The sequence below is a fragment of the Pseudomonas sp. B37(2017) genome (genome assembly GCF_002112885.1).
Lineage (GTDB): Bacteria > Pseudomonadota > Gammaproteobacteria > Pseudomonadales > Pseudomonadaceae > Aquipseudomonas > Aquipseudomonas paraglycinae.
In genome coordinates this window covers 23,990-50,339 of sequence record NZ_NEIX01000017.1, presented here as the reverse complement: position 1 = coordinate 50,339, position 26,350 = coordinate 23,990, and the positions used below count along the sequence as shown (strand labels likewise).

General features: G+C 60.6%; 21 protein-coding genes. 8 read left to right on the top strand and 13 right to left on the bottom strand.

The features are described from left to right. Positions 1–33: 33 nt before the first annotated feature. Positions 34–2,868: an excinuclease ABC subunit UvrA gene (uvrA, locus tag CAF90_RS27555; protein ID WP_085609137.1), complete on the bottom strand. Its 2,835-nt coding sequence runs from the start codon at positions 2,866–2,868 to the stop codon at positions 34–36. A gap of 191 nt (positions 2,869–3,059) precedes the next feature. On the opposite strand from uvrA, the gene CAF90_RS27550 reads away from it, so the two are divergent. Both CAF90_RS27550 and CAF90_RS27545 read left to right on the top strand, forming a co-directional pair. After that, the gene (locus tag CAF90_RS27550; RefSeq protein WP_085609136.1) at positions 3,060–4,457 is read left to right on the top strand and encodes an MFS transporter; all 1,398 of its coding nucleotides are present in this window, start codon (positions 3,060–3,062) and stop codon (positions 4,455–4,457) included. Positions 4,458–4,466: 9 nt separating this feature from the next. Further along, positions 4,467–4,985: a single-stranded DNA-binding protein gene (locus CAF90_RS27545; protein WP_003228709.1), complete on the top strand. Its 519-nt coding sequence runs from the start codon at positions 4,467–4,469 to the stop codon at positions 4,983–4,985. Between the two features lie 77 nt (positions 4,986–5,062). Here the strand turns inward: CAF90_RS27545 and CAF90_RS27540 are convergent, their stop codons facing one another. The 7 genes from CAF90_RS27540 to CAF90_RS27510 form a co-directional block, all read right to left on the bottom strand. After that, positions 5,063–6,220 (bottom strand): glutathionylspermidine synthase family protein, encoded by a 1,158-nt coding sequence (locus tag CAF90_RS27540; RefSeq protein ID WP_085609135.1) that lies wholly within the window; start codon positions 6,218–6,220, stop codon positions 5,063–5,065. A 2-nt stretch (positions 6,221–6,222) separates the two neighbouring features. Continuing rightward, a complete protein-coding gene (locus tag CAF90_RS27535; protein WP_085609134.1) occupies positions 6,223–6,915 on the bottom strand; it encodes a DUF1190 domain-containing protein in 693 nt (230 codons plus the stop codon). Positions 6,916–6,932: 17 nt separating this feature from the next. Continuing rightward, complete coding sequence (locus CAF90_RS27530; protein WP_007955627.1) at positions 6,933–7,358, bottom strand: DUF350 domain-containing protein; 426 nt, start codon at positions 7,356–7,358, stop codon at positions 6,933–6,935. A 13-nt stretch (positions 7,359–7,371) separates the two neighbouring features. After that, positions 7,372–8,022: a DUF2491 family protein gene (locus CAF90_RS27525; protein WP_085609133.1), complete on the bottom strand. Its 651-nt coding sequence runs from the start codon at positions 8,020–8,022 to the stop codon at positions 7,372–7,374. A gap of 123 nt (positions 8,023–8,145) precedes the next feature. Then, positions 8,146–8,844, bottom strand: coding sequence for a PspA/IM30 family protein (locus CAF90_RS27520; protein WP_085609132.1), 699 nt, complete (start codon positions 8,842–8,844; stop codon positions 8,146–8,148). A gap of 17 nt (positions 8,845–8,861) precedes the next feature. After that, entirely contained in the window at positions 8,862–9,530 is a 669-nt protein-coding gene (locus CAF90_RS27515; protein WP_085609131.1) for a YjfI family protein, read from the bottom strand. Between the two features lie 153 nt (positions 9,531–9,683). Then, positions 9,684–10,238: a cysteine hydrolase family protein gene (locus CAF90_RS27510; RefSeq protein ID WP_085609130.1), complete on the bottom strand. Its 555-nt coding sequence runs from the start codon at positions 10,236–10,238 to the stop codon at positions 9,684–9,686. Between the two features lie 101 nt (positions 10,239–10,339). Here CAF90_RS27510 and CAF90_RS27505 point away from each other — a divergent pair, with 101 nt between their 5' ends. The 5 genes from CAF90_RS27505 (at position 10,340) to CAF90_RS27485 (ending at position 18,472) form a co-directional block, all read left to right on the top strand. After that, the gene (locus CAF90_RS27505; protein ID WP_085609129.1) at positions 10,340–11,335 is read left to right on the top strand and encodes a GlxA family transcriptional regulator; all 996 of its coding nucleotides are present in this window, start codon (positions 10,340–10,342) and stop codon (positions 11,333–11,335) included. 68 nt (positions 11,336–11,403) lie between these two features. Next, positions 11,404–14,796, top strand: coding sequence for an NACHT domain-containing protein (locus CAF90_RS27500; RefSeq protein WP_170929429.1), 3,393 nt, complete (start codon positions 11,404–11,406; stop codon positions 14,794–14,796). A 111-nt stretch (positions 14,797–14,907) separates the two neighbouring features. Further along, positions 14,908–16,440, top strand: coding sequence for a hypothetical protein (locus CAF90_RS27495; RefSeq protein WP_085609127.1), 1,533 nt, complete (start codon positions 14,908–14,910; stop codon positions 16,438–16,440). Between the two features lie 174 nt (positions 16,441–16,614). After that, entirely contained in the window at positions 16,615–17,724 is a 1,110-nt protein-coding gene (locus CAF90_RS27490; protein WP_085609126.1) for a DUF3182 family protein, read from the top strand. Further along, entirely contained in the window at positions 17,714–18,472 is a 759-nt protein-coding gene (locus CAF90_RS27485; RefSeq protein ID WP_007955615.1) for a S9 family peptidase, read from the top strand. The genes CAF90_RS27490 and CAF90_RS27485 overlap by 11 nt, the downstream gene beginning before the upstream one ends. On the opposite strand, the gene CAF90_RS27480 is transcribed toward CAF90_RS27485, so the two are convergent. From CAF90_RS27480 to CAF90_RS27460, 5 genes are all read right to left on the bottom strand, one after another. Then, positions 18,460–19,461, bottom strand: coding sequence for a lysylphosphatidylglycerol synthase domain-containing protein (locus CAF90_RS27480; RefSeq protein WP_085609125.1), 1,002 nt, complete (start codon positions 19,459–19,461; stop codon positions 18,460–18,462). The two genes, CAF90_RS27485 and CAF90_RS27480, sit on opposite strands and share 13 nt — an antisense overlap. Next, positions 19,458–20,744 (bottom strand): cardiolipin synthase ClsB, encoded by a 1,287-nt coding sequence (gene clsB, locus CAF90_RS27475; RefSeq protein WP_085609124.1) that lies wholly within the window; start codon positions 20,742–20,744, stop codon positions 19,458–19,460. The genes CAF90_RS27480 and clsB overlap by 4 nt, the downstream gene beginning before the upstream one ends. Beyond that, positions 20,741–21,538, bottom strand: a complete 798-nt coding sequence (locus CAF90_RS27470; protein ID WP_085609123.1) for an endonuclease/exonuclease/phosphatase family protein — start codon at positions 21,536–21,538, stop codon at positions 20,741–20,743. Before CAF90_RS27470 ends, clsB begins: the two co-directional genes overlap by 4 nt. Then, positions 21,535–22,461, bottom strand: coding sequence for a DUF72 domain-containing protein (locus CAF90_RS27465; RefSeq protein ID WP_085609122.1), 927 nt, complete (start codon positions 22,459–22,461; stop codon positions 21,535–21,537). The genes CAF90_RS27470 and CAF90_RS27465 overlap by 4 nt, the downstream gene beginning before the upstream one ends. A 103-nt stretch (positions 22,462–22,564) precedes the next feature. Next, positions 22,565–23,776, bottom strand: a complete 1,212-nt coding sequence (locus CAF90_RS27460) for an MFS transporter (RefSeq protein ID WP_085609121.1) — start codon at positions 23,774–23,776, stop codon at positions 22,565–22,567. 337 nt (positions 23,777–24,113) lie between these two features. Here CAF90_RS27460 and CAF90_RS27455 point away from each other — a divergent pair, with 337 nt between their 5' ends. Beyond that, entirely contained in the window at positions 24,114–26,219 is a 2,106-nt protein-coding gene (locus tag CAF90_RS27455; protein ID WP_085609120.1) for a mechanosensitive ion channel family protein, read from the top strand. Positions 26,220–26,350 lie beyond the last annotated feature (131 nt).

Sequence of the window (26,350 nt, the reverse complement as noted above, 5' to 3'; positions counted from 1 at the left end):
ACGAAGTGACAGGGGCTTTTTCATGCCCGGCGATCAGGCCCGATCGCGGATCAACAGCGGCTTGAGGTAATGCCCGGTGTGAGACTGTTTCATCTCGGCCACTTCCTCCGGCGTACCGGTGGCGATGATCTGGCCACCTTTCGAACCACCCTCGGGGCCGAGATCCACCAGCCAGTCGGCCGTCTTGATCACGTCGAGGTTGTGCTCGATCACCACCACGGTGTTGCCGTGGTCGCGCAGGCGATGCAGTACGTCGAGGAGTTGCTGAATATCCGCGAAGTGCAGACCGGTGGTCGGCTCGTCGAGGATGTACAGGGTCTTGCCGGTGTCGCGCTTGGACAGCTCGCGGGACAACTTGACCCGCTGTGCTTCACCACCAGACAGCGTCGTGGCCGACTGCCCGAGCTTGATGTACGACAGGCCCACGTCCATCAGCGTTTGCAGCTTGCGCGCCAGCGCCGGCACCGCGTCGAAGAACACCCGCGCTTCCTCGATGGTCATTTCGAGGGTTTCGTGGATGCTCTTGCCCTTGTATTTGATCTCCAGGGTTTCGCGGTTGTAGCGCTTGCTCTTGCACACATCGCACGGAACGTAGATGTCCGGCAGGAAGTGCATTTCCACCTTGATCAGACCGTCGCCCTGGCAGGCTTCGCAACGACCACCCTTGACGTTGAACGAGAAACGCCCCGGGCCGTAACCACGGGAGCGGGACTCGGGAACCCCGGCAAACAGTTCGCGGATCGGCGTGAACAGCCCGGTATAGGTCGCCGGGTTGGAGCGTGGCGTACGGCCGATCGGGCTCTGGTCGATATCGACGACCTTGTCCAGATGTTCCAGGCCTTTGATGCTGTCGTGGGCTGCGGCTTCCAGGGTGGTCGCGCCATTGAGTGCCGTTGCGCTCAGCGGGAACAGCGTGTTGTTGATCAGCGTCGATTTGCCGGAACCGGAAACACCCGTCACGCAAGTCAGCAGGCCGATCGGGATTTCCAGGTCGACGTTGCGCAGGTTGTTGCCCCGCGCACCCTTGAGCGACAGCACCTGCTTCTTGTTGCGCGGTGTGCGCTTGGCCGGCACTTCAATCTTCACCCGGCCCGACAGGTACTTACCGGTCAGCGAATCTGGATGCGCCATGACTTCGTCCGGCGTGCCTTCGGCGACGATCTGTCCGCCATGAACGCCGGCGCCCGGGCCGATATCCACTACATAGTCGGCCAGACGGATCGCGTCTTCGTCGTGCTCGACCACAATCACCGTGTTGCCGATGTCGCGCAGGTGTTTGAGGGTGCCGAGCAGGCGATCGTTGTCGCGCTGGTGCAGACCAATGGACGGTTCATCAAGGATATAGAGAACACCCACCAGGCCCGCGCCGATCTGGCTGGCCAGACGAATCCGCTGTGCCTCGCCGCCAGATAGCGTGTCGGCACTACGATCCAGCGACAGATAGTCGAGACCGACATTGACCAGGAATTGCAGGCGCTCGCGGATTTCCTTGAGAATCTTGTCGGCGATCTCGCCACGGCGCCCGGTCATCTTCAGCGCGCCGAAGTAATCGCAGGCGTCGCCGATCGGCAGGTTGGTCACCGCCGGCAGGGTTTTCTCGCCGACCCACACGTGCCGCGCTTCGCGACGCAGGCGGGTGCCACGGCAATCCGGGCACGACTGGGTGCTGAGGAACTTCGCCAGTTCTTCGCGCACGCTCGCCGATTCGGTTTCGCGGTAGCGGCGCTCGAGATTCGGCACGATGCCTTCGAACGGGTGCGAGCGTTTGACGATGTCGCCCCGGTCGTTGAGGTATTTGAAATCGACGTTCTGCGAGCCGCTGCCGTGCAGGATGTACTTCTGCTGATCAGCCGGCAATTCGTTGAACGGCTGCTCAAGACTGAAGCCGTAGTGCGCGGCCAGTGAGCCGAGCATCTGGAAGTAATAGACGTTGCGCCGGTCCCAGCCGCGTATCGCACCTTCGGCCAGGGTCAGTTCACCGTTGACCAGTCGCTTGATGTCGAAAAACTGCTTCACTCCCAGACCGTCGCAGGTCGGGCAGGCGCCGGCCGGGTTGTTGAAGGAAAACAGCTTGGGTTCCAGCTCGCTGATCGCGTGGCCGCAGATCGGGCAGGCGAAGCGCGCGGAGAAGATCATCTCTTCGCCCGGCTCGTCGTCCATCGGCGCCACCAGCGCGATGCCGTCCGCCAGCTTCAGCGCGGTCTCGAAGGATTCCGCCAGACGCTGCTGCAGGTCGGCGCGAACCTTGAAACGGTCGACCACGACTTCGATCGTGTGCTTCTTCTGTTTATCCAGTTTCGGCAGTTCGTCCAGCTCGCAGAGCCGGCCGTTGACCCGGGCCCGGACGAAGCCCTGGGCGCGCAGTTCTTCGAACACCGACAGGTGCTCGCCCTTGCGCTCGCGAATCACCGGCGCCAGCAGCATCAGCTTGCTGCCTTCCGGCTGGGCCAACACCAGGTCGACCATCTGGCTGACGGTCTGGGCTTCCAGCGGAATGTCGTGATCCGGGCAGCGCGGCGTACCGACGCGCGCATAGAGCAGACGCAGGTAGTCGTAGATTTCGGTGATGGTGCCGACCGTGGAGCGCGGGTTGTGCGAGGTCGACTTCTGTTCGATGGAGATCGCCGGCGACAGGCCTTCGATGGTGTCGACGTCGGGTTTTTCCATCATCGACAGGAACTGCCGGGCATAGGCCGACAGGGATTCGACATAGCGGCGCTGACCTTCGGCGTACAGCGTGTCGAAGGCCAGGGACGACTTGCCGGATCCGGACAGGCCGGTGATGACGATCAGTTTGTCCCGTGGCAGGGTCAGGTCGATGTTCTTCAGGTTGTGGGTGCGGGCCCCACGAATCAGGATCTTGTCCAAAATGGCCTCGCTCGGCGGGCGTCGAAAACACAGGAGTATACGGCCAAATACTGGATGGATGCACACTATCAAGTGAAGGGTTTTTTGCCTTACATGAAGAGAGTTTCATCTGTACGCGTCAAAGCGTCGCGATATACCCCGTCTCTCGATGGGACTGGTAGAATCGCCGCCGGTTCACACGAGGTTTTTCCATGCACGATCCCCACAGCGAACGCATGAGTGGCAGCGAGACCCGCGCGGCGAGCGGTCTGGCCCTGGTGTTCGCCTTCCGTATGCTTGGCATGTTCATGGTGTTGCCGGTACTGGCGACCTACGGCATGGATCTGGCGGGAGCGACCCCGGCCCTGATCGGGCTGGCGATCGGCGCTTACGGCCTGACCCAGGCGATTTTCCAGATTCCGTTCGGGATCATTTCCGACCGCATCGGCCGGCGTCCGGTGATTTACCTTGGGCTGATCGTCTTTGCCCTCGGCAGCGTGCTGGCGGCCCAGGCCGATTCGATCTGGGGCGTGATTGCCGGGCGGATCCTGCAGGGCGCCGGCGCTATTTCTGCGGCGGTCATGGCCTTGCTCTCCGACCTGACCCGCGAACAGCACCGCACCAAAGCCATGGCCATGATCGGCATGACCATCGGCCTGTCGTTTGCCGTGGCGATGGTGGTCGGCCCGCTGCTGACCCGTGCATTCGGCTTGTCCGGCCTGTTCCTCGCCACCGGTGGCATGGCGCTGATCGGTATCGTGATCGTGATGTTCATGGTGCCGAAATCCACCGGGCCGCTGAGCCACCGCGAGTCCGGCGTTGCACGTCAGGCGTTGATGCCGACGCTCAAGCACCCGGATCTGCTGCGGCTGGACCTGGGCATTTTTGTGTTACATGCGATGTTGATGTCGAGCTTCGTCGCTCTGCCCCTGGCGCTGGTCGAAAAGGCCGGTCTGCCCAAGGAACAGCACTGGTGGGTCTACCTCACCGCGCTGCTGATTTCTTTCTTCGCCATGATCCCGTTCATTATCTATGGCGAGAAGAAACGTAAAATGAAACGAGTTTTGCTCGGCGCCGTGATGACGCTGATGCTCACTGAGCTATTCTTCTGGCAGTTCGGTGACAGCCTGCGGGCTCTGGTGATCGGGACGGTGGTGTTCTTCACCGCGTTCAATCTGCTGGAAGCTTCGCTGCCGTCGCTGATCAGCAAGGTTTCACCGGCAGGTGGCAAGGGCACGGCCATGGGCGTGTACTCCACCAGTCAGTTCCTCGGTTCGGCACTCGGCGGTATTCTCGGCGGCTGGATGTTCCAGCATGGCGGTCTGTCGGTTGTGTTCCTCGGATGTGCCGGGCTGGCTGCACTTTGGCTGGCCTTTGCTGTTACCATGCGCGAACCTCCCTACGTGACGAGCCTGCGCCTGCCGCTGTCGCCCGAAGCGATCCGCGAAGCGGGTCTGGTCGAGCGTCTCAAGGCCCTCGTAGGGGTAACTGATGCAGTGATAGTCGCTGATGAAGCGGCGATCTACATCAAACTGGACACCGAATTAATGGATCGCACCACTCTCGAACGCCTGGTGAACAACCCGGCGCAGACTGCGTGCGAAGCCTAGGAGAACGTTATGGCCCGTGGGGTTAACAAAGTCATTCTGGTCGGTACTTGCGGCCAGGATCCCGAAGTACGCTACCTGCCCAACGGTAACGCCGTGACCAACCTGAGTCTGGCGACCAGCGAGCAGTGGACCGATAAGCAGACCGGTCAGAAGGTCGAGAAGACCGAGTGGCACCGCGTATCGATGTTCGGCAAGGTTGCCGAAATCGCCGGCGAATACCTGCGCAAGGGTTCGCAGGTTTACATCGAAGGCAAGCTGCAGACCCGTGAATGGGAAAAAGACGGTATCAAGCGTTACACCACCGAGATCGTGGTCGACATGCAAGGCACCATGCAACTGCTCGGCGGCCGTCCACAACAGGGCGACCAACAAGGCGGTGGCAACAACTATCAGCAGCAGGCGCCACGCCAACAGGCTCCGCGTCCGCAGCAGTCGGCACCTCAGCAGCGTTCGGCTCCGGCTCCGCAGCAGGCCGCACCGCAACCGGCTCCGGATTTCGACAGCTTCGATGACGATATTCCGTTCTGATTCGCTGCTGTATCCGCGCTAAATAAAAAAGGCCCGTCGCTTAACACGACGGGCCTTTTTCATGCGCGCAGGTTTTTTCAGTCAAGAATCAGATGCGGCAGAAACCGGCTCGAATCCTTGGTAATCAGACTATTGTCTTCCCGCACACCAATCCCCGCCGCCTGATCACCGATTACCCACGAACCGATCAACGTGTAGCTGTCGTCGAACTTCGGCAAAGGGGCAAACTCCTGCAGGATGAAGGGCGCATCGGTGTAGGGCCCATCCTCTTTGACGATCAGACCTTCGGCGGTCTGCAATTCGATGTTGGCGCCTTCCCGGGAGAAGTACGGTTTGCGTACCCAACCCTTGGGCACCGCGCTGCCCGGGTTCGGGTCGAGGTGCGCGGCGAGCAGATTCGGGTGGCCCTTGTGAAACTCCCATAGCAGGGGCAGGGCGCCCTTGTTGGAGAGAATGGATTTCCACGCCGGTTCGAAAAACTGGGTGTCGCACTCGGCAATCGCCGCGCCGAACGGCTCGTGGAAGATGAATTCCCAGGCGTGCAGTTTGAACAGGTGCGGGATCCAGCGGTCTTCGAGATCCACGAAACGACCGTCAGCGCTCAGGCCGATGTCTTCGATGTCGATGTGCCGCGATTCGATGCCGACCTTTTCTGCGATCAGCCGCAGGTAATCCGTGGTGCCCTTGTCTTCGACCGAGTCTTTCATCGAGGCGAAGTAAAACGGCCGCGTGAGTTTCAGTTGGGCGAAGGCTTCGTGCAGCCGGGTGTCGATGCTGTTGAACTGGTCGGCATGGCGCGGCAGCAGCCCGCGCTCGATGCACTGCTCCAGCCAGCCCCACTGGAACGCCGCCGCTTCATAAAGGCTGGTGGGCGTGTCGTAGTTGAGTTCGAGCAGTTTCGCCGGGCCGTTGCCGCTGTAGGAGAAATCCATACGCCCGTACAGATGCGGATGACCTTCCAGCCAGGACGTTCGGATCATGTCGTAGTACGGCGACGGGATGCTCAGGCGATCCAGCAGTTCTTCGCTGTGCACGACGCGGTCGACCAGGTCCATGCACATCTCATGCAGCTCGGTGGTCGGATCTTCCAGGTCGTTTTCGATCTGCGCGAGCGTGAACTGGTAGTAGGCGCGCTCGTCCCAGTACGGCTCGTCGTCGATGGTGTGAAACAGAAAACCGAGGCTTTCGGCGGTCTGTTTCCAGTCGTGGCGCTCGGCGCAGTGGATCTTCTTCATGGTCAGCTGCTCGAACGGCCCCAGCCGCCCCAACCGCTGCGTGCGCTGGACTGGCTGCCGAAACCGCCACGGGAGGTGGAGGAGGCGACGTTGACCGGTTTGCGGTAATCGCTGTCGTAGTCCCGCTGACTGCGGCTTGGTGCCGACTCGATCCGACGGTTCAGCGTCGAGGTGTCGTAGGTCTGGCGGGTATTGCGCTCGCGATAAACCGGCCGCGAGTCGCTCGCGCGGTTGTTGCTCATGGCATTGCCGATCAGCCATCCGGTGAGCCAGCCGTTGCCTGCACCGCTGGACGAGTGCGAAGTGCTGGTCTGATTGCTCTGTACGGCAGCCGCATCGCCGGCAGGCATCTGCGCATTGGCGATCGCATCGAGGTTCTGCGCCGGCTCACCGTCCTGCGGCACCTTGAAGCCACCGAGTTTCGGCACGAAACGGCCGGCGGAATTTTTCTGACACCAGTCAGCGGCAAAGTCCGCGTCGCAGGCAGCCTTGTCGTCGTAGGCCGGGGAGATCCGCCGGTGTTCGGCCAGGGCCGCGACGTACGCGTTCGAGCAGACATCCGGTGCCAGTTCGGCGTCGACGCATTGTTCGACGCTCTGGAAGTTGCGTTGCTGTTCCTGGGCGGCCACTTCACCGGAAATCGCCAGGGCCACCGAAGCGGCCAGCGACAGTTGAACGTACTTGCTTCGTTTCATCTCAGGCTTCCTGCCGATCAGTAGGACGGGGTCATGCACGCGGCGTTCAGCATGCCGACGCTGATCGCCACCGCCGCCACATAGATGCCCGCAGCGATTTCACCGTTGGCGATGCGCTGGGACGTGCCCTTGAGCACCAGCCCGGTGGCCAGGAAGGCCAACAATTGCACCACCGCTGCGATCACCGCCCAGAGGACGAAGTCGAGGACGTTGATCGAATGGGCGATCACGTTGCTCGCCGGAATCGCGAAACCGATGATTGCGCCGGACAGGGCAATGGCGGCGGCGACGTTGCCGGAACGGATCAGCTCGAATTCCTTGTGTGGCGTGACGCGGGTGTAGACGAACTGAAACAGCATGAACAGCAGCACGGCGCCGATCAGGTAGGCAACGAAACCGACCAGCGCGGCTTTGTTCAGGGAAATGGACAACGCTTCCAGCATGGAAAACTTCCTTTTAAATGGTGCTCAAATCGGTGGTGTACAGCGAGATGCCCAGCGACGTGCTCAGGCTGACAGTGCCTTCCTCGTCCTGTTCGACGGAGAACAGCAAGAGCTCGCGGCGATCGGTCAGGCCGGTCTCGCGGGCGTAGAGCATCGAGTGATGGTTGATGGTGTAGGACTCGTCCGGGTTGATCACCTGTTCGGTGAGCGGCACCAGTTCGGTCTGGCCGCGTTCGGTGCCCCATTCACGGGTGTATTCGACACCTTCGTGGCGATAGGTCGGCAGGCCGATCTGACTGTTCGGGCCGGCCAGGCGCTGCAGTTCGGCGTCACTGTTGACCGTCACGTAGCTGACGTAATTGAACAGCGTCACCGACTCGATCTGGTCGTCGCCCGTGACATGGATCTGTACCCAGAATTCTTCGTCGTTCAGGTAGTAGCGATGCAGTTTGTTCGACTGACCGAGGTCGATCCAGCCGGCGCTCCAGATGGCCTGGGCGTCGGGAACTCGCACCGAGGTGCTGCCGTCGAGCAACAGGCCGAGGGTCGTGTCGAAGCGGATCGCCTTGCCCTGCGCCAGTCCGAGCGGGCCGCCGGCAGACCCGGACGCCGGCGCGGCCGACTGCCAGTTGCTGGTGCCGAGCAAATCTTTGAACCATCCCATGGGTACATTCCTTGAAGCGGGTGGAGATATTCGTTGGCAAAACGCCGCTAGTGTACCGGCCTCGTGACAAACGAGCAGGCAAAAAAGAAGGGCACCCGGTGCCCTTCTTTTTTCTCGCCGCCGTTACTGGACGGACTTCTGCTTCAGACGCTCAAGGATAGCGTTGGCGCTGCCTTCGTTCGGCGTGATGCCGGCTTCGCGCAGCTTGCGATCCAGGTCGTTGCCGGTCGACGCATCGGCCAGCTCGTCGGCAGCACTCAGCTCGGCAGCGCGTTGCTGCTGCTTGGCTTGCAGACGGTTCAGAGTGCCGACAGCGGTTTCCAGCTTGCCGTTGGCGCCGCCGCTGGCGATCGAGGCGCTGACCTGAGCCTTCTGCACGCTTTCACGGGCCTTGGCCATGTCCACTTGCTGGCGCAGGCTCTTGATTCGCGCTTCGGCCTTGTTGATGTCCTTGCGCATGTTGTCGGCGTAGGTGCCGAACTCGTCGCTCTGCTTCTTCTCGACGCCCAGGTCGTTGGTCAGGGTCGAGATCGCTTCGGCCACTTCCAGCGCCAGGTCTTCACGGCCGGCGTTCAGGGCGGAAACGGCCTTGGCTTCCAGGTCCCTGATCTTGGCTTCGTACTCGCTCACGCGGTCGGCGGAGAGTTTGTGCTTGGCCATGATGGTGACCAGTTCGCGACGGGCGTTGGACAGCGCGCTGTCGGCGTCACGGATTTCCTGATCGAGGATGCGCAGGGCCTGTTGGTCGGCGATCGCTTCGCCGACTTCGTTGGCGCCGCCGCGCAGCGCGGTGAACAACTTGCTCCAGATGGACTGAGTCATTGGATATTCCCTGTTGATTACTTGAAGAAGTGTTCGAAGGCTTCGCTGGCGCGCTGCACGTTGTCGACCAGGGTTTTCACCTCGGTGACCACGTTGGTCAGGCTCGAGTCGGCACTCAGTGCACCGAACATGCTGTAGACGGTCTGGCCGTTGGGCATGGTCTCGATGCCGATCGACGACAGCGGGAACATTTCCCGGCTGCGCAGTACGGCGTCGTTGAACGCGCGCACGTCGGTGATCGAATCGATGTCCACCAGCACGGTGTCGACGATGATCTGCTGACCGGCGAGGGCGATGTGAATCGGCAGACCGCCGAATTCGTTCATTTCCAGCTTGAGGCTGGGTTCGGAGCTCTGGATCAGAGACAGCGTGATCTCTTGCGAAGCCACCTCGTCCAGCGCCTTGAAAGCGTTGTAGAGGCTATCGATGTTCCAGTTGTTGCCTGCGCTCATGTAATTCTCCGACATGAATGAGCCAGCCAGAATCGGTTGGCGTAGCTGTTGCTCCATTTGCTTGAGCAAGCTTCGGTTTTCCGGAAGCACCCAAGTTTCGTGTTTCACATAACCGGCGGCAGCCAGGCCCGCGCGCATCTGCTTCATATAGAAGCTCGACGGTTTTTTTGCGGACGGTGTCGAGCGCACTCCCTTTGGGCTCTCTGACTTAGTGGCAGGGGAGCGGCTTTTCATGGCGATGACTCCGTTATGAACATCTCACGCGTGAGCAACACTACAACCAATTCAAAGTGCCATCAATGGCTCACGCGTGAGATTTTTATGACACGCGAAAAAACGCCCGCAGCGAGGCGGGCGCAGATTTTTCTGGTTGTATCAGAGCAGGGCTTAGCGGCTGGCAGCGAGGAACTCGTCGGTGGACACCACGCTGGCGTAGGCAAACCCCAGCGCCGACATGAATGCCGCATGCACGTGGGCGGCCGGCACGGTCAGGCCGTTGAATTCCAGGTCACGGCTGGCGCAGGCATCGTGAATCACCGTGACGCTGTAGCCCAGATCTGCCGCCGCACGGGTGATGCCGTCGACGCACATGTGGCTCATGCTGCCGACCACCACCAGCTCCTTGATGCCCTGTTCGTCGAGGATCGATTGCAGCTCGGTTTCGCGGAACGAGTTGACGAAATGCTTGAGCACCACCGGCTCGTCGGCGCGGTTGAGCACTTTCGGATGCAGCTTGGCGCCCTCGGAGCCCGGAGTAAAAAACGGCGCTTCGGGCGAGGTGAATTCGTGGCGGATGTGCACCACCGAATCACCGGCCTCGCGGAACGCCGCGATCAGCCGGGCGGCGTTGTCGGCGGCGGCGTCGGCACCGGCCAGCGGCCACTTGCCTTGGGGGAAGTAGTCGTTCTGGATATCGACTACGATGAGCGCTTGCTTGGCCATGGGTGTGTCCTCGAAGTGAACGTTGGGTGTGGGCTCAGTATTGGCGCCGACCACGTTTTCGAGGATTGGCCGCACCGACAATACACAGGGGAAAACTGACAATGGACGCGAAACCGGCAGTCGTCGAACTGGGTGTGCTGATCTATCCCGGCGCGCAGCTGGCGGCGGTGCATGGGTTGACCGACCTGTTCGCGGTGGCCAACCGGGTCGCTGCCGAGCACCAGAGTGCGCAGTTGCCGCGCTTGCGGGTCAGCCATTGGCAGGTCGAGGGCGATCAATCGCCGGTGCGGGTCCACGACAGCGACCCTGGCGCCGAAGCGGGTCTGGTGGCGGTCGTGATTCCGCCGTCCATTGGCGGTTTTTCGGCAGCCCAGGTGCCCACCGGGCTGATTCACTGGCTGCGCGAGCAACACGCCCGCGGCGCCACCCTCGGCGGGGTGTGCGTCGGTTCTCTGCTGCTGGCCGAAAGCGGTCTGCTCGACGGTCGCAGCGCCACCACGCACTGGACGTCAGCCAAGGCGTTCGCGGAGCGATATCCACACATTAAACTCAAAGCCGACACACCGATTGTCGATGACGGCGACCTGATCACCACGGCCGGTTTGATGGCCTGGTCGGAGCTGGGGCTACGGCTGGTCGATCGTCTGCTCGGGCCGAGCATCGCCAGCGCGACCGCGCGATTCCTGGTGGTGGAACACAGCGACAGCGCCAGTGCCTGCGGCAGCAATTTCGCCCCGATCCTCAATCATGGCGACCGGGCGATTCTCAAGGTTCAGCACTGGCTGCAAGGCAACGGCGCGACCGATGTCTCGCTGACGGCGATGGCCGAACGCGCGGGCCTCGAAGAACGTACTTTCCTGCGCCGTTTCCGCGCGGCGACCGGCCTGAAACCCACCGAATACTGTCAGCACCTGCGGGTCGGCAAGGCCCGGGAAATGCTCGAGTTCACCAACGGCACCATCGACCATATTGCGTGGACGGTGGGCTATCAGGATCCGGGAGCGTTTCGCGCGACTTTCAAGAAAATCACCGGGCTGGCGCCGAGTGATTATCGGTCGCGGTTTGGTAGCATGTCGCCATCATCGGGGCGGTCTTAAGCTGAGTCGACCTCCAGACTTTGGCCCGCGGCAGATTTCGCTTTCAGGCAATGACTAAAAGGATGTTCATGAGCAATACAAAAGGCGGCACCAATGCTCGAGGTTCTGCAGGTGGAGCAGCAAGTACCGGCGGAGCAGTCTATGCAGGTTCTGTCGGGGCGTGGTGCGCGGTGCAGCTTTTGCTTGGAAAGAGTATCTCGCTGCCCTGGAAGTTGAGCACGGTACACAACATCAAGTCATTGGCTTGCGAGAGCTCGACGCACGTCGATGATCTGGTGCTGCAGTTACTTCCACACGGTACGGTTTACATTCAGATCAAGCATGGTCTGGTGCTCGGGGCAGAGTTCAACAAGGCGCTGGCCCAGTTGGTGCGACAGTTCTGGAGTAGCGGTTTCTCCTGCAAAACTGACAGGCTGGTGATTGCCACCGATATGACCGCTTCGAGTACGGTGCGCGTGGCGGTCAGGAGCCTGTTGCGAAGTTGTCATGACTTGGCAAAAGACACATCGCTTGACGTGTTACTGACCAGCGATGCCAAAAAGGCTGCATTTGACCGGCTCAAGGAGCGATTCGAGGTTGAATCTCTGAGCTTGAAAAAAAGTGCCCGTCAGGTTGAGAAAAAGTTTCGCGATTTCTTGAGCTGCGCTCATGTCACCATTCTGGAGACGATGGACGGGCAGGACGAAAATTATGCGATAGAGCGGCTGCATCAGGTTTTGCTCAAGCCTGAGCAGGCCCGACAGGCGTGGACGACGCTAAATGCGAGTTGCCTCAAAGTCGCGACACTCAGAAGCTCTGTGGATCTGGCAGGGTTGTGGGACATTTTGAGGCGAGAAGGGATCGAGGTTTCTTCACGTCGCTTGAGCCTTGAGGGCTTGCAGGTCCAGCTTCAAGATGTGGTCAAGGCCATGACGCAAGCACGGATCGGTCAGCTGCTGAGCAGTGGGAGGATTGATCCTGAACTCTATGTGACCCGACGGGTGCTGGACGGCTACCTGTTGAAGTTCATCGGTTCACCGAATTCCCTGATGGTACTCAGTGGCGGCTCGGGAAAAGGCAAGACCAGTTGGTGCGCCAATATTGCTGCCACCCCGCAGGGTCGCCCTGTCTTGTTGGTCGCAGCAGAAAGTCTCCATGACAATGATGCTGGCCTCGTTGTCAGTCTTTGTCGTTTGATCAGTGAACACATCGGCGTGGATGAAGGGTACTCACTGAGCTCTTCGGAGATTTCCTACTGGCTGCAGCACACTCCGCTGTTGGTGCTGATCGATGGCCTTGATCGGGCTCCGGCATTCTCTCGTCATTTGAATCAGTGGATGGACCTGACTCTGGCTCAAATGACGAAAACGCAGTTGAAACTGGTCCTGACCGGCCGGCCGGAGACGATAGGGCGACTCCACGCAAATCTGGAGTTCTCCTCACTTGTATTTACGCCGCACTATGGCGCTCCCCTTATTCAGCTCGACGATTTCACAGACGACGAAGCCGGGTTGGCAGCAGCGCGTCTGGGAGATCCATCATTGGCTCGTTATCGACATCCGAGCATGATGTGGTTCAGTGCTCAAATTCAGGCCGAAGCGGGATTTGCACTCAGGCCAGGACAGATCGTCGATCGATTCATCGAACACCGAAAACGTCAGGTGATTTCCGACCACGAAATTCTCAGTGAGCAATTGGCAGAGTTCATTGAATGTGTGTCCAAAGCCCTTGCCCGTTCTGAGCAGGGTTTGTTGGCCTTCAGTGGCTTGTCCGGCATGCCTGGATTCAATCTGGCGGCCTATGAAGCGCTCAGGCGTGGCAACTTCATTATCGAAGCCCAGGGGCAGCTTCGCGTTGAGCCTGACGAAGTGTCCGAACGACTTCACGGCCGGTGCCTGGATGTGGCGCAGACGATTAGTGATCTGCCTTGTCTCAACGCCTTTCCGCTGAAGATGGGGGCATTGCGTTCCGCATTGACCGATCTGGCAGTGAGTGATGCCGATCAGGCAGTCGTGCAGTTACAGCGGCTGATCCAGAGTGTGCAGGAGGGCCCGATGGACATTGCTCGCAGTCTTGCGTGCTCGGTGTTCGAAGCACTGCCTGACTGGACTTCACTGGAGCCATTGGCAGCCACGATGGGACGAAATTGCCAGGAGCGAAATATCTTTCTGATATTTGAACCGAACGAGTCGTTGCTGAAACTGCTGACCTCCGATCGATGGTCGGAGGAGCAGCGCATCAGGCTGCTCTGGGAACTGGCCAAAGGCGAGTCTGGTTACGACTGGCGGGAAAAACACTGGCTGGGACACCGATTGCAACCAGGTTTCAGCGTGACGCCCTGGCGTCAAGCCATGTTGCAGGTACTTGAGGAATCTCAAGGCAACAGCTGGACATTTCTGATTGAACGATTCGGTTTGACCCACGCCTTGCAGGACACCTCTGAATCCGTAATGGGTGATGTGGCAAGGGCGTTGTTTTACCTGTCGGCGAAAAAACGGATGTGGTCGGCCTTGCAAGCGCTGGCAGTGAACGACAGCGAATATACCCGTCAGATGCTGAGACTGTTGGCTCGCGATTTCCCGGATCAGGTGGCCGTCCTGATACAAACGATTCTCGAATCGCGCGTATTTGGTTTGTCGGCGCTCATTTCACTGGCGAGAGGCATGGAAACCGCTGAGGGCGAACCCGTCAGCGCCGTAATCCAAGCCATGCGATTGCTCATTGACCATGAACATAACGCGACACTGCGCGATATCTGCCTGCATGCTCTGGCCCGGGGAGGTGATCAGGAGGCCGCACGGGAACTGATCGAGTCGCCAGGTTTGCATAGCGCCAATGTCAGTGTGTGCCTTGCATTTTTCAAAGAAGATTTCGCATTGCTCGCCCAGCGAATCGTAACCCGCGTTCTTTTGGGCGAAGTCATGGTTGAAGCGCTGGGCGGCTTTGAGGTTTCGACAGCGCATGACAACTTTTTGGATGTCGCTCGATTCATCATCCTGCAGCCCTTGTTGATGCAGGTACTTGAGCAGATGCCACAGGATGCTGCGGTGGTCGCCAGGGTGGTTGAGAGTCTGGTGTATGAAGCCGCTTGCGCATCTTGTGCGTGGCCAGGACTGATTGAACTGGTAAATAAAATTCTGATGTCCGGCGACTCTCGGGCCCGTTCCACAATGGTGTACGCCAGCACCGGAGATGATCGGTGCGGGCCAAGCCAAGAGGGTCAGCAGTTACGGACGCAGATCATCGAAATGCTGATCGAATATGAAACCGATCCAAAGCTGCTGACGCTATTGATCGGTAAATTGTTTTCCAACCGGAGTGATTACGCACAAACGCCGACATGGCTCGCGAAATTGATCGGCAGATATCCTGACTTGCCATACGAGAAGACGGCAGCGACCTGGGGATTCGGCTCCAATGAGCAAAAGTTCAAGCGGTTACTTGGCGAAGCCAGAGCGATAGTGAACACCGCAGCGATTTGATCTGTATCCGGTTGATCCCTGGCCGGGTTGACTACTGAAAGCGCCTGACTACGCTGATAGTGGCCAATTGACCATGTTGTCAACTCCCCAGACGCGATCAAGGACGAAATCATGCCGGTCATGACCTTTGCCAAGGCTTTCAGATCGGCAGCGCTGTTTGCTGCAGGTGCTGCTCTCATGACCGGATGCGCTGTGCCGACTGGAACAGCGCATCTGTATCGTGAAAAGGGTGGAGCGAATTCGAGTAATGGCGAGTCGCGGGAACTGACCAGCATTTACGATACAACGGAGCATGATCCCGCGATAAGGAAGGCTGCCAATGGGTCGCTCGGACAGGATGACGTTTTTGCCATTTATCTGACTGACGGCTATTTCAAATACCTGCGTGATTTTGACGGGGTCAATGAGGTAGTGATCGTGGCCGAGTTCACAGAGGTGAATGCTGGCACCAAGGACGACACTGTGAGCAAAGTCCTTGGCCCCTATCTGGGCGTGGCTGACCAATCGGGGACGCCGTTTCTCAGTAAGCTTCTGTACGGTCCGAAAAAACTCGACTCTGACCATATCAACGTACGTCTGACCATTCTTGAATACGATCAGGGCGAGAATGAAAACTCGGCGGCGTTCCTGGATTTCATCACCTCTGCCAGCCAGACCCTGTCTCTTGAGAATCCGGTTACTGCCGCAGAAATAAAGTTCGCCAAAGAAGTCGCCAAGAGTCTGTTGAGTCTCAACAAGGACGATGTGGTGATGCAGATCGACTTCGATCTGGTGGGAGATACCGGGCAAATTGGTCAGCAAGGCAGCTATATCGCACTGTCACCCGGCAACTATGTATTGATCAATCAGGAGCGCTGTTCTCTGGGCAATTGCTTCGGTTATCTGACCCATGGGGGGACCACCGCCAATCCGGTAACCTGGCTGGGTGATGCGGCGCTGCTGATTCCGGTCGCCTTGCGTCGCGGACTGACGGACACCCCGGACGGCAAGGCCTTGAGCCCGATCGATCTGAGTAAAATCAGACATCTAAATCAAAAAGTGGTCGATACGTCAGCAGGGAGCAATGTATTCACCGACAAGACCTGGCTGAGCTTCACGGTGGTCAAGGGCGGTGATGCCACGCTTTGGGAAAAGCGCCGGCTGTTGGGAACGGCGGAGGAAGCCATCCAGAATCTGAGCAAGAAAGGTGCTCTGAGCGGACTCAGAACGTCGGATTATCAATTGGCCGAAGATGCGTTGAACGCTGCGAGGGCGAAGGATTTGCAAAGTCAGCAGGTCCTGTCGTTTGTCTCTCCGGTGAATGAAAGGGGCGAATTTGCTCCCAGTCTGACAGCCGCCGAATACTGCCTGAATCATCCGGCGACAGTTACTTCAATCAATGCACAGTTTTACCGCAAGAGAGCAGCCGGTGTTCCGCAAGTGCTGGGTGAGTCTGAGATCAAGAAAAATGATGGCAAGTCGACGCCGAACAACACGTGCTTCACCGTAGGTAGCGGAGCCAGAACGGCGGGTGACTATGAGATGGTTGCGGTATTTGGCTCGGGAACTTCCAACCGGATTCAGACCATTGGCTATTCCATCGAAGACCCAGCGGTCGTCAAAGCGGCGGCTGCAGCCAAAGCGGCGGCGAAAGCAGCGCCTTGAGCCATCGTGCAATATGCCGCCCAATAGAAGCCTGTCGTGCAAAACGCGACGGGCGTGATGCCATCACCTATCCCTTAATCTGCTGATGCCACGCGCTTTTTCTATCCGCTGCCGTTTGGCCTGATCTCTGCACCCTCTGAACTACATTCACCGAGCCGCTGGAAGGGGGGACGCATGACCCCGACACCTCGCAACAAAATAGTGGTCGCCAATTCCGTGCGCCCCGGCGCGCCGCAACACGAAGTGCAAACCAACAAGGCGCTGGCGCGATGGCTGGCGCAGATTCTCGGATTCAAGTTTGGCGGCAGCTACGACGCGCAAAAGCACCGCGGTCGCGACCTGTATCTGCTGCCGACCCAAACCATCGTCGGCGCCGCCAAGGCCCATGAACTGGGCATCAGGGGCCCCGAGGATCTATGGGGCGGTTTCGTCGAGCACGATTTCATCTGCACCAAAGCCATCAGCCACGGTTTGCGCAGCCATCAGGCCCATGCGCCGCAAGGCTGGTCGCCGCTGTTTTCCGAGCGGGTGCGCACCGTGGTGCTGGACGGGCTCAGCGTCTTTGCGCTGGAGGATGCACGGCCCGCCGCCGAACATCTGTTGTACAGCGGGCCGATCCGGATCAAGCCGATCCACGCCTGCGCCGGGCGCGGTCAGGAAGTAATCAAGAGCCTGGATGCGTTCGACGAAATCCTCGCCCGACCCGAGGCCGGAGAACTGTTCAGCGATGGCGTGGTGCTGGAGCAGGATTTGAGTCAGGTGGTCACCCACAGCGTTGGCCAGTCGTTCATCGGCGACCGGGTGCTGAGTTACTGCGGTGATCAATACTTGACCAAAGATGCCCACGGCGAGGAAGTGTACGGCGGCTCGAACCTGCTCGTGGTGCAGGGCGGTTATGAGGATCTGCTGACGCTGGATCTGCCCGACGACGTGCGTCTGGCGATCCAGCAGGCGCAGGTCTTCGACCGGGCGGCGGACGAAGCCTATCCGCGTTTTTATGCCTCGCGGCGCAATTACGACATCGCCCAGGGCCTGGACAGCGAAGGCCGGCCGCGCAGTGGCGTGCTCGAACAGTCCTGGCGCATGGGCGGCGCCAGCAGCGCGGAAGTGGCGGCGCTGCAAAGTTTCGTCAACGATCCCTCGATGCGCGCGATCCGCGTGTCGTCGGTGGAAACCTATATCGATCAGGCCCTGCCGGTGGATGCCATCGAGGTGTATCGCGGGCCGGCCGAGAACAGCGACTTTCTCCTCAAATATGTAACGGTCAAATCCTATGACGGCTAGAAGCGAAAGCATTCAAATCGACATTGATGATGAACAGATGAGCGGGACGTTCCTCAGTCCCAAATCGAAAGTCCCCGGCGTGTTGTTCGTGCACGGCTGGGGCGGCAGTCAGGAGCGGGATCTGGAACGGGCCAAAGGTATCGCCGGCCTGGGTTGTGTGTGCCTGACGTTCGACCTGCGCGGGCACACCGGCGGCACCGGCATTCCGCTGAGCCGGGTGACCCGCGAAGATAACCTGCGTGACTTGCTGGCGGCTTACGACCGGCTGCTCGCCCATCCGGCGCTGGACACCTCGGCTATCGCGGTAGTGGGCACCAGCTATGGCGGTTATCTCGCCTCGATCCTGACCTCGCTGCGCCCGGTGCGCTGGCTGGCGCTGCGGGTGCCGGCGCTGTATCGCGACGAGCAATGGCACACGCCCAAGCGCGATCTCGACAAGGCCGACCTGCGCGATTATCGCGGCACGCTGGTGCGCGCCGACAGCAACCGCGCCTTGCATGCCTGCTCGCAATTCACCGGGGACGTGCTGCTGGTGCAGTCGGAAACCGATGACTACGTGCCCCACGCGACGATCATGAGTTACCGCGCCGCGTGCCAGCAGACTCACTCGCTGACTCACCGCATCATCGATGGCGCCGACCATGCCCTGAGCGATCCAACCTCGCAGCAGGCCTACACCTCGATCCTCGTCGACTGGATCACCGAAATGGTGGTGGGCGAGCGGTTGAGCATCATTCAGTCGCGCTGATCAGATTTGGGTTTCTTCTCGATCCGCAACGCCTTGGCCTTGGCTTCTACCACCAGGTACATCAGCACGGTAATCAGCAGCGGCAGCAGGAAATAGATCGCTCGGTACGCCAGCAACCCCGCCACCAGACTGCCGCGCGAAGCCTCGTGTTGCAGCAGTGCCACGAACACTGCTTCCAGCACGCCGAGCCCGGCGGGAATGTGGGTGATAACCCCGGCAATCGCGCTGATCAACAGCACCCCGAGCACCAGCGGATAGTCGAGCTTGCTCGGCAGCAAGGTGAAAATCACCGCTGCCATCAGCGACCAGTTCAATGCCCCGAGCAGCAATTGCAGGACCGCCATGCGCAGCGACGGCAGGTTGATTTCTACCCCGCGAATCGACCACTCGCGCCGCCGGGAAAACTGGCAGGCGACCAGATAGCCGACACTGACCAACAGCAGCAACACGCCAATGCCCTGCAACGCACCGCTGCTGATTTTCCAGCCCGGTGGCATCCGCACCAGCCCGCTGGCGAACACCACGCCGGCGATGGTCATGTAGCCGAACCAGTTGGTCGCCAGGCTCAGGCCGAGGATCTTGGCGATGTTGCTTTTGCTCACCCCGAGCCTCGAATACAACCGATAACGCATGGCGATCCCGCCGACCCACGCGCTCAAATTGAGGTTGAACGCATAGCTGATGACGCCCACCGGCAGGATCTGTTTCCACGTCAGGTCCTGACGAATGTAGGTGCGGCCGATCAGGTCGAAACTGGCGTACACCAGAAAGCTCAGCAGGGTCAGGCTGGAGGCAATGATCAGCGTGCGCACCTTGAAGTCGGCGAGAGTTTGCAGCACCTCGGCCCATTCGATGCGGCTGGCGAACATCGTCAGCAGCACGATCAGCGCGAGGAAAAACAGCAGGGTCAGCGGGCGTTTCCAGCGGCTCCAGCGGGACTTGCCCGCCGGTGTCGGATGCACCGCCGCGTGGGCTTCGGAATGGCTCATGACGGATCGCTCCCGGCGGCATGGGTAAAGGGTTTGAGCCGTGGCTTGTGCGCTGGCAGCCAGCCGGCCATCGCCGGGAAATGCCGCAGGAAGTGAAACACCAGAAAGCCCACGGTCATGTGCCAGATCCGCCCGCGCGGCGACTTCGCGGCGTCCATCGCCTTGCAGTGGTTGTGGCTGAGGTCTTCGAGGCGCTCGAACAAGTGGCGATTGAAGGCGCGGTCGCGGATCAGCACGTTGGCTTCCAGGTTCAGCGACAGGCTCAGCGGGTCGAGATTGCTCGAGCCGACGGTGCTCCATTCCTCGTCCACCAGAGCCACTTTGCCGTGCAGCGGCCGCTCGCAATATTCGTGAATCTGCACCCCGGCCTTGAGCAGGTAGTCGTAGGTCATGCGCGCGGCGAGTTTGGCCACCAGCATGTCCGGCTGCCCCTGCAAAATCAGCCGCACTTCGACCCCACGCCGGGCCGCGTTGCGGATTTCGCGCAGCAGGCGATAGCCGGGAAAGAAGTAGGCGTTGGCGATCACCACCCGCCGTTGGGCGCGGCGCAGTACCTGCAAATAAACGTCTTCGATGTCGGTGTTGTGGCGATCATTGTCGCGGAATACCAGACGCACCTGACCGTCGTGATCATCGAAGGCCATTTCGGCGCGACGCTGCCGGCGCCTTTGCCACCAGAACCGTGCGCGTCCCGGTCGGCCGCTTTGCAGCAGGGCGAAATGATGGATGTCGGCCACGGCCGGGCCCTGAACTTCCACCGAATAATCCTGCTTCGCTTCGGGGCCGAAATCGGCCAGGTGATCGCCGGAAAAATTGATCCCGCCGATGAACGCAATCAACCCGTCGACCACCACGATCTTGCGGTGGAGGCGGCGGAACCAGTTGGTGCGAATGCCCAAGCGTTTCGGGGCCGGATCGAAGATTTGCAAATGCACGCCGGCATCGCTCAACGCGGTCAGATAACCGGTGCTCAGTTCGCCACAACCGAAGCCGTCGAGGCTGACGGTGGTGCGCACGCCACGCCGGGCGGCATCGATCAGGATTTCCTGCAATTCCATGCCGACCTTGTCTTCGAAGACGATGAAGGTCTCCAGCAGGATTTCGCTTTTCGCCGCGCGCATCGCTTCGAACACCCGGGGAAAATATTCCTCGCCGTTTTCCAGCAGCTCGAGCCGGTTGTTGCCCTGCCAGCGATACTCGACATCGACGGTGCCGGGCTCGCGCACCGGCGGGGTGATGCTGACTGGCTCCACGGCGGATTTCTCCAACGGTGCACTGCTCATAGTTCAATCTCCACCGACAGCGGCGCGTGGTCGGAAAGGTGTGACCAGGGACGGTTCGCCAGCACTTTGGGTTGACTGGCCTTGAGGTTGCGCACGTAGATTCGGTCCAGGCGCAGCAGCGGCAGGCGCGCGGGAAAACTGCGCGCCGGTTTGCCGTGATGCGCCGCAAACACTTCACGCAGGCCACAGGGTTCAAGCAAGGCATCGGCGCGCTGGCGCCAGTCGTTGAAATCGCCGGCGACGATCACCGGCGCGTCACTGGGCAACTCGGAAAGGCGTTCTCGCAGCAAGCCCAGTTGATCGTTGCGATGGCTTTCGCGCAGGCCCAGATGGACGCAAATCGCATGCACTTCACGGTCGTCTCCCGGCAGGCGCAGCACGCAGTGCAACAGGCCGCGGTTTTCGTGGCCGCTGATCGAAACGTCGAGGTTGTCATGGCGCACGATCTGGAATTTCGACAGCACCGCATTGCCGTGATCGCCGTCCGGATACACAGCATTGCGTCCGTAGGCGAACTGCGGCCAGAGGCTGTCGGCGAGAAATTCGTACTGGGGCATCGTCGGCCAGTTTTCGTAGCGTTTGGGATGGTGCTCGTGGGTGCCGTGGACTTCCTGCAGAAACACCACATCGGCGGACACGCTACGCACCGCTTCGCGCAATTCCGGCAGGATGAAACGCCGGTTCAGTGCGGTGAAGCCCTTGTGGGTATTGACCGTCAGCACGGTGAAACGGCGCACCGTGGTGATGACCGTGGTCTGCTCGTCGGTGAAGCCGACCGGCTCGGGAATGCTCATGCGAGTACCCCTTCGGCGGCCGGTTCACCGGGCATGGTCTCGAGGTTTTTATCCAGGTCGAAGCGCTGTAACAGGCTGCGGGCATCGAACGGCGCGCGGACCTTGATGTCGTTGTCGAAGTAGCAGAAAACCTCGCGGGATTTACGGGCACGAGGCTTCAGACGCGGAGCGATCAAATGGGCGTCGCCCGGTTGCTGGCCATGGTGCCAGGCGTCGATCCGTTCGGCCCAGCGTTGCAGCGCGGCACGGGTGTAGCCGCTGGCGTAGAGCTCTTCGGCACCGTGCAGGCGCAGGTAGACGAAATCGCTGGTCAGGTCTTCGCGGTACGGCCATTTCCCGGCGGTGTCGGCGATCACCAGCGCGGTGTTGTAGCGTTTGAGCAAGCGCACGAAGTCGGCGTCGATGAAACTGTCGTTGCGGATTTCCACGGCATGGCGCAGCGGTTTTTTGCCGTAAGCCTTCATGCTCGCGTGGCCGTGCAGGTGTGAGTCGTGTTGGCGGGCGAGCTCGGCGGCAGCCTGGGTGTCGTGGGGCAACTGATCGAGAAAGGCTTCGAAGCGCTCGGGGTCGAACGTGAAGTTGGGCGGGAACTGCCAGAGGACCGGGCCGAATTTTTCCTTCAGTTCCAGTACCCCGGAGGCGAAGAAATTGGCCAGGGGTTTTTCGATATCGCGCAGGCGGCGGATGTGGGTGATGAAGCGGGGCGCCTTGATGCTGAACACGAAGTCATCCGGCGTCTCGGCGTACCACTGGGCGTAGCGTTCCGGCCGTTGCAGGGCGTAGAACGATCCGTTGATTTCGATGCTGTTGACCGCCCGTGAGGCGAACTGCAATTCGCGTTTCTGCGCCAGCCCCTTGGGGTAAAAGTCCCCGCGCCACGGGGCGTAACGCCAGCCTGAAATACCGATATGAATCGTTGCCATGCCGCCCTCCCGTCGAAAGTCCCCGTACGGCCTCTGTCTGTGGATGACTGCGGGCGGTTCGGGAAAGTTTCGACGGGATTACGGACGGTCAGGCTGCGCCGGATCAGTGCCCGGTGACGATTCGGGCGGAGCCTTCGGCAGGTTCGGCGTACACCGGGCCCAGGCGATCGAGGCGACCGCTCCATGCCGTCAGGGCCAATGCCACCAGCACCACCAGGCCGCCGATCCACGCGGTATGGATCAGACCGATGTGCTCGACGATCAAACCGCCACCCCACGCACCGCCGGCAATCCCGAGGTTGAACGCGGCAATGTTCAGGCCTGATGCCACGTCCACGGCGTGCGGCGTGTGATGTTCAGCCTGACGCACCACATACACCTGCAAGCCCGGCACATTGCCGAAGGCGACTGCGCCCCAGACCAGCACGGTGGCCAGCGCCAGCCATGGGTTGCCGGCGGTGAAGGTGAGCACGAACAGCACGGCGGCGAGCAGGGCGAAGATGATTTTCAGCGCGCTGATCGGCCCGCGTTTGTCCGCCAGTTTGCCGCCCCAGATGTTGCCGGCGGCCACCGACACGCCGTACACCAGCAACACCAGGCTGACGGTGCCGGCGCTGAAGCCGGAGATGTCCTGAAGGATCGGCGCCAGGAACGTGAAGGCGATGAACGAGCCGCCGTAACCGATGGCGGTCATGGCGTACACCAGCAACAGGCGCGGTTGCTTGAGCACCTGCAATTGCTGCAACAGCGACGCCGGTTTGCTGTGGGCAATGTTGTTCGGCACGTACAGCAGGCTGCCGATGAACGCGATGACACCCAGCGCCGACACGGCGAGGAAGGTTTCACGCCAGCCGAAGTGCTGACCGATGAACGTGCCCAGTGGCACGCCGGTGACCAGCGCCACGGTCAGGCCGGTGAACATGATCGCAATCGCACTGGCGGCTTTTTCCTTGGGCACCAGGCTGGTGGCGATGGTCGAACCGATGGAGAAGAACACGCCATGGGCCAGACCCGTGACGATTCGCGCCAGTACCAGCGATTCATAACTCGGCGCCAGCCAGGCCAGCAGGTTGCCGAGGGTGAACAGCACCATCAGCGACAGCAGCAACAGTTTGCGCGGGACTTTGCCGGTGAGGGCGGTCAGCACTGGCGCACCGATGGCTACGCCGAGGGCATACAGACTGACCAGCAGACCGGCGGACGGCAGGCTGACGCCGAGATCGGCGCCGATGGTGGGAAGCAGGCCAACGATGACGAACTCGGTCGTCCCGATGGCGAAAGCGCTGAGGGTCAGCGCGAGCAGGGCAATGGGCATGACGGCACTCCGGTTGAGGATTGAATGGAGCGCAGTGTCGGGGTTTGGCGGGGGTGGAAAAATACGGGGATGGGCATTTGATATTTGCGTGCGACGCAAATATCAGCCCTAACGCTGATCGTAAGGTGATCGTTCCCACGCTCTGCGTGGGAATGCCTCCGTGGACGCTCTGCGTCCGCTCTTCGAGACGCGGAGCGTCTCTGGCTGCATTCCCACGCGGAGCGTGGGAACGATCAACGAGGGGAGTGGAGCTTGGGAACGATCAACCGCAAAAACCGAACTTGCCGGGCCAAAACCGATCAGTTCCTTACAGGTTCAACCAAGGGAGCTCTGCGTTTTGACCAGGTTCAGGATCGCGATTCTATTGGGGGCATTGCTGTTGTTCGGCGGCAATGCAGTACAAGCCGCCAGCCTGCCGGGCGTTCCGGCGGCCAGTGAAGAGCCGGCCGAGCCGGAACCGATCGTGCAGGGCGGACTGCTCGGCGCCATCAGTTCCAGCATCGACGACGTGCAGGACAAACTCGATCTCAACGAGCATCTGGTCGACGCCTGGCGCCTGCGCGCCGACCGGGCGGCGGATGAAGTCGACAGGCTGGTCAACCAACCCTCGAACCGCTCCGGCTGGAGCGTGGCGGGGGATTTCCTGATGCTCTCCGGCGTGTGGCTGGGCACGTTTGCCGTGTTGACGGTGCTCGGCAGCGTGCTGGGCAAACGTCTGCGGGAAGGGCGCTGGCTGCGCACCCGCCAACGCAGTCAGGACCTGCTCGGTTACCTGTTGCCCTACACGCTGCCCGCGCTGATCTGCCTGCCGTTGACCCTGTACGTCAGCCATTTTCTGTCGGCCTCGGTCGGTCGCGCGCTGGCGCTGTGTTTTGCCTACGCCACCAGCAGCGGGATATTTTCCACGTCGATGCTGTTGTGCGTGGTGGTGATGTTCAACGTCGGCCACAAGCGCCGTGCGGTGCAGATCATCCGCGACTACTGCCCGAAACCGCTGTTCCTGATCGGCTTTCTCGCCGCCCTCAGCGATGCCCTGACCAGCCCGCAGATCGCCCGGCAACTGGGCGGCAACATCACCAGCAGCATCGCGGTGTTCACCGGTCTGCTGGCCTCGATCATCTTCGGTCTGCTGGTGATTCGCCTGCGTCGGCCGGTGGCGCACCTGATCCGCAATCGCCCGCTGGTCCAGCGTCTGAAACAGCCGTCGTTGCAGGAGTCGCTGCGGATTTTTTCCGGGCTCTGGTACTGGCCGATCGTGCTGATGGTGCTGGTCTCGGCGGTCAATCTGATCGGCATCGGCGAGGACAATCAAAAGGCCCTGCGCTGTGCGCTGTTCACCACCGTGCTGCTGATCGGCACGGTGTTTCTCAGCACCGTGCTGCAACACCTGTTCAAGTCGCGCAAGGCCGAGGCAATCCAGCGCAGCAGTGCCTACAAGGAGCGTTTCCTCAGCCTGTTGCATGCGTTGCTGCGGATCGTCATCGCAATTGCATTCATCGATATCCTCGGGCGGATATGGGGCGTGTCGCTGCTCGACTTTGCGCAAAGCAGCACGGTCGGCCGGGCGATCAGCAATGCCCTGAGCAGCATCGGCCTGATCTTCCTCGTGACATGGCTGCTGTGGGTGGTGCTCGACACGGCGATTCAGGAAGCGCTGAAACCGCCGGTCAGCAAACGCTCGGCGCGCCAGCCCAGCACCCGGGTGAAAACCATCCTGCCGCTGTTGCGCAACGCGATCAAAATCATCCTCGTGGTGATCTGCGCGATCACCACCATGGCCAATCTCGGGATCAACGTCGCGCCGCTGCTGGCGGGTGCCGGGGTGGTCGGCCTGGCCATCGGTTTCGGCTCGCAGCAACTGGTGCAGGACGTGATTACCGGGCTGTTCATTATCATCGAAGACACCCTGTCGATCGGCGACTGGGTGGTGCTCGATTCCGGGCATGCCGGCACGGTCGAAGGCCTGACCATTCGCACCTTGCGCCTGCGCGACGGCAAGGGCTTTGTGCACTCGGTGCCGTTCGGTCAGATCAAGGCGGTGACCAACCAATCACGGCAGTTTGCGTTCGCGTTTTTCTCGGTGCAGTTCACCTACGACACCGATGTCGACAAGGCCATCGAGCTGATCCGCGAGGCGGGGGATTCGATTCGCGAAGATCCATTCCTCAAGTACAACCTGCAAGGGCCGCTGGATGTATTTGGCGTAGACAAGATGGACCTGAACGGCGTGGTGCTGACCGCGCAATTCCGCACGGTTTCCGGTGGGCAATATGCGGTGAGCCGCGCGTTCAACCAGCGTTTGAAAAAGCTTGTGGATAACAGCCCGTGGGTGCATTTCGCCCAGACTTATCCACAGCAGGTTTTGCTGCCCAAACGCCAGGAAGAAGAGGTGGCGCCGGTGCATTCGTCGGTAGTGTTGCCGGAGCAATCGCCGACTCAATAGGCGTTCTTGTAGTGCATGTGCCGGCCCTTTCGCGGGCAAGCCCGCTCCCACAGTAATTGGGCGGTGCCTGCTATTTCGGCATCACAAAGAACCCTGTGGGAGCGGGCTTGGTCCGGGCGGCGATCCGACGA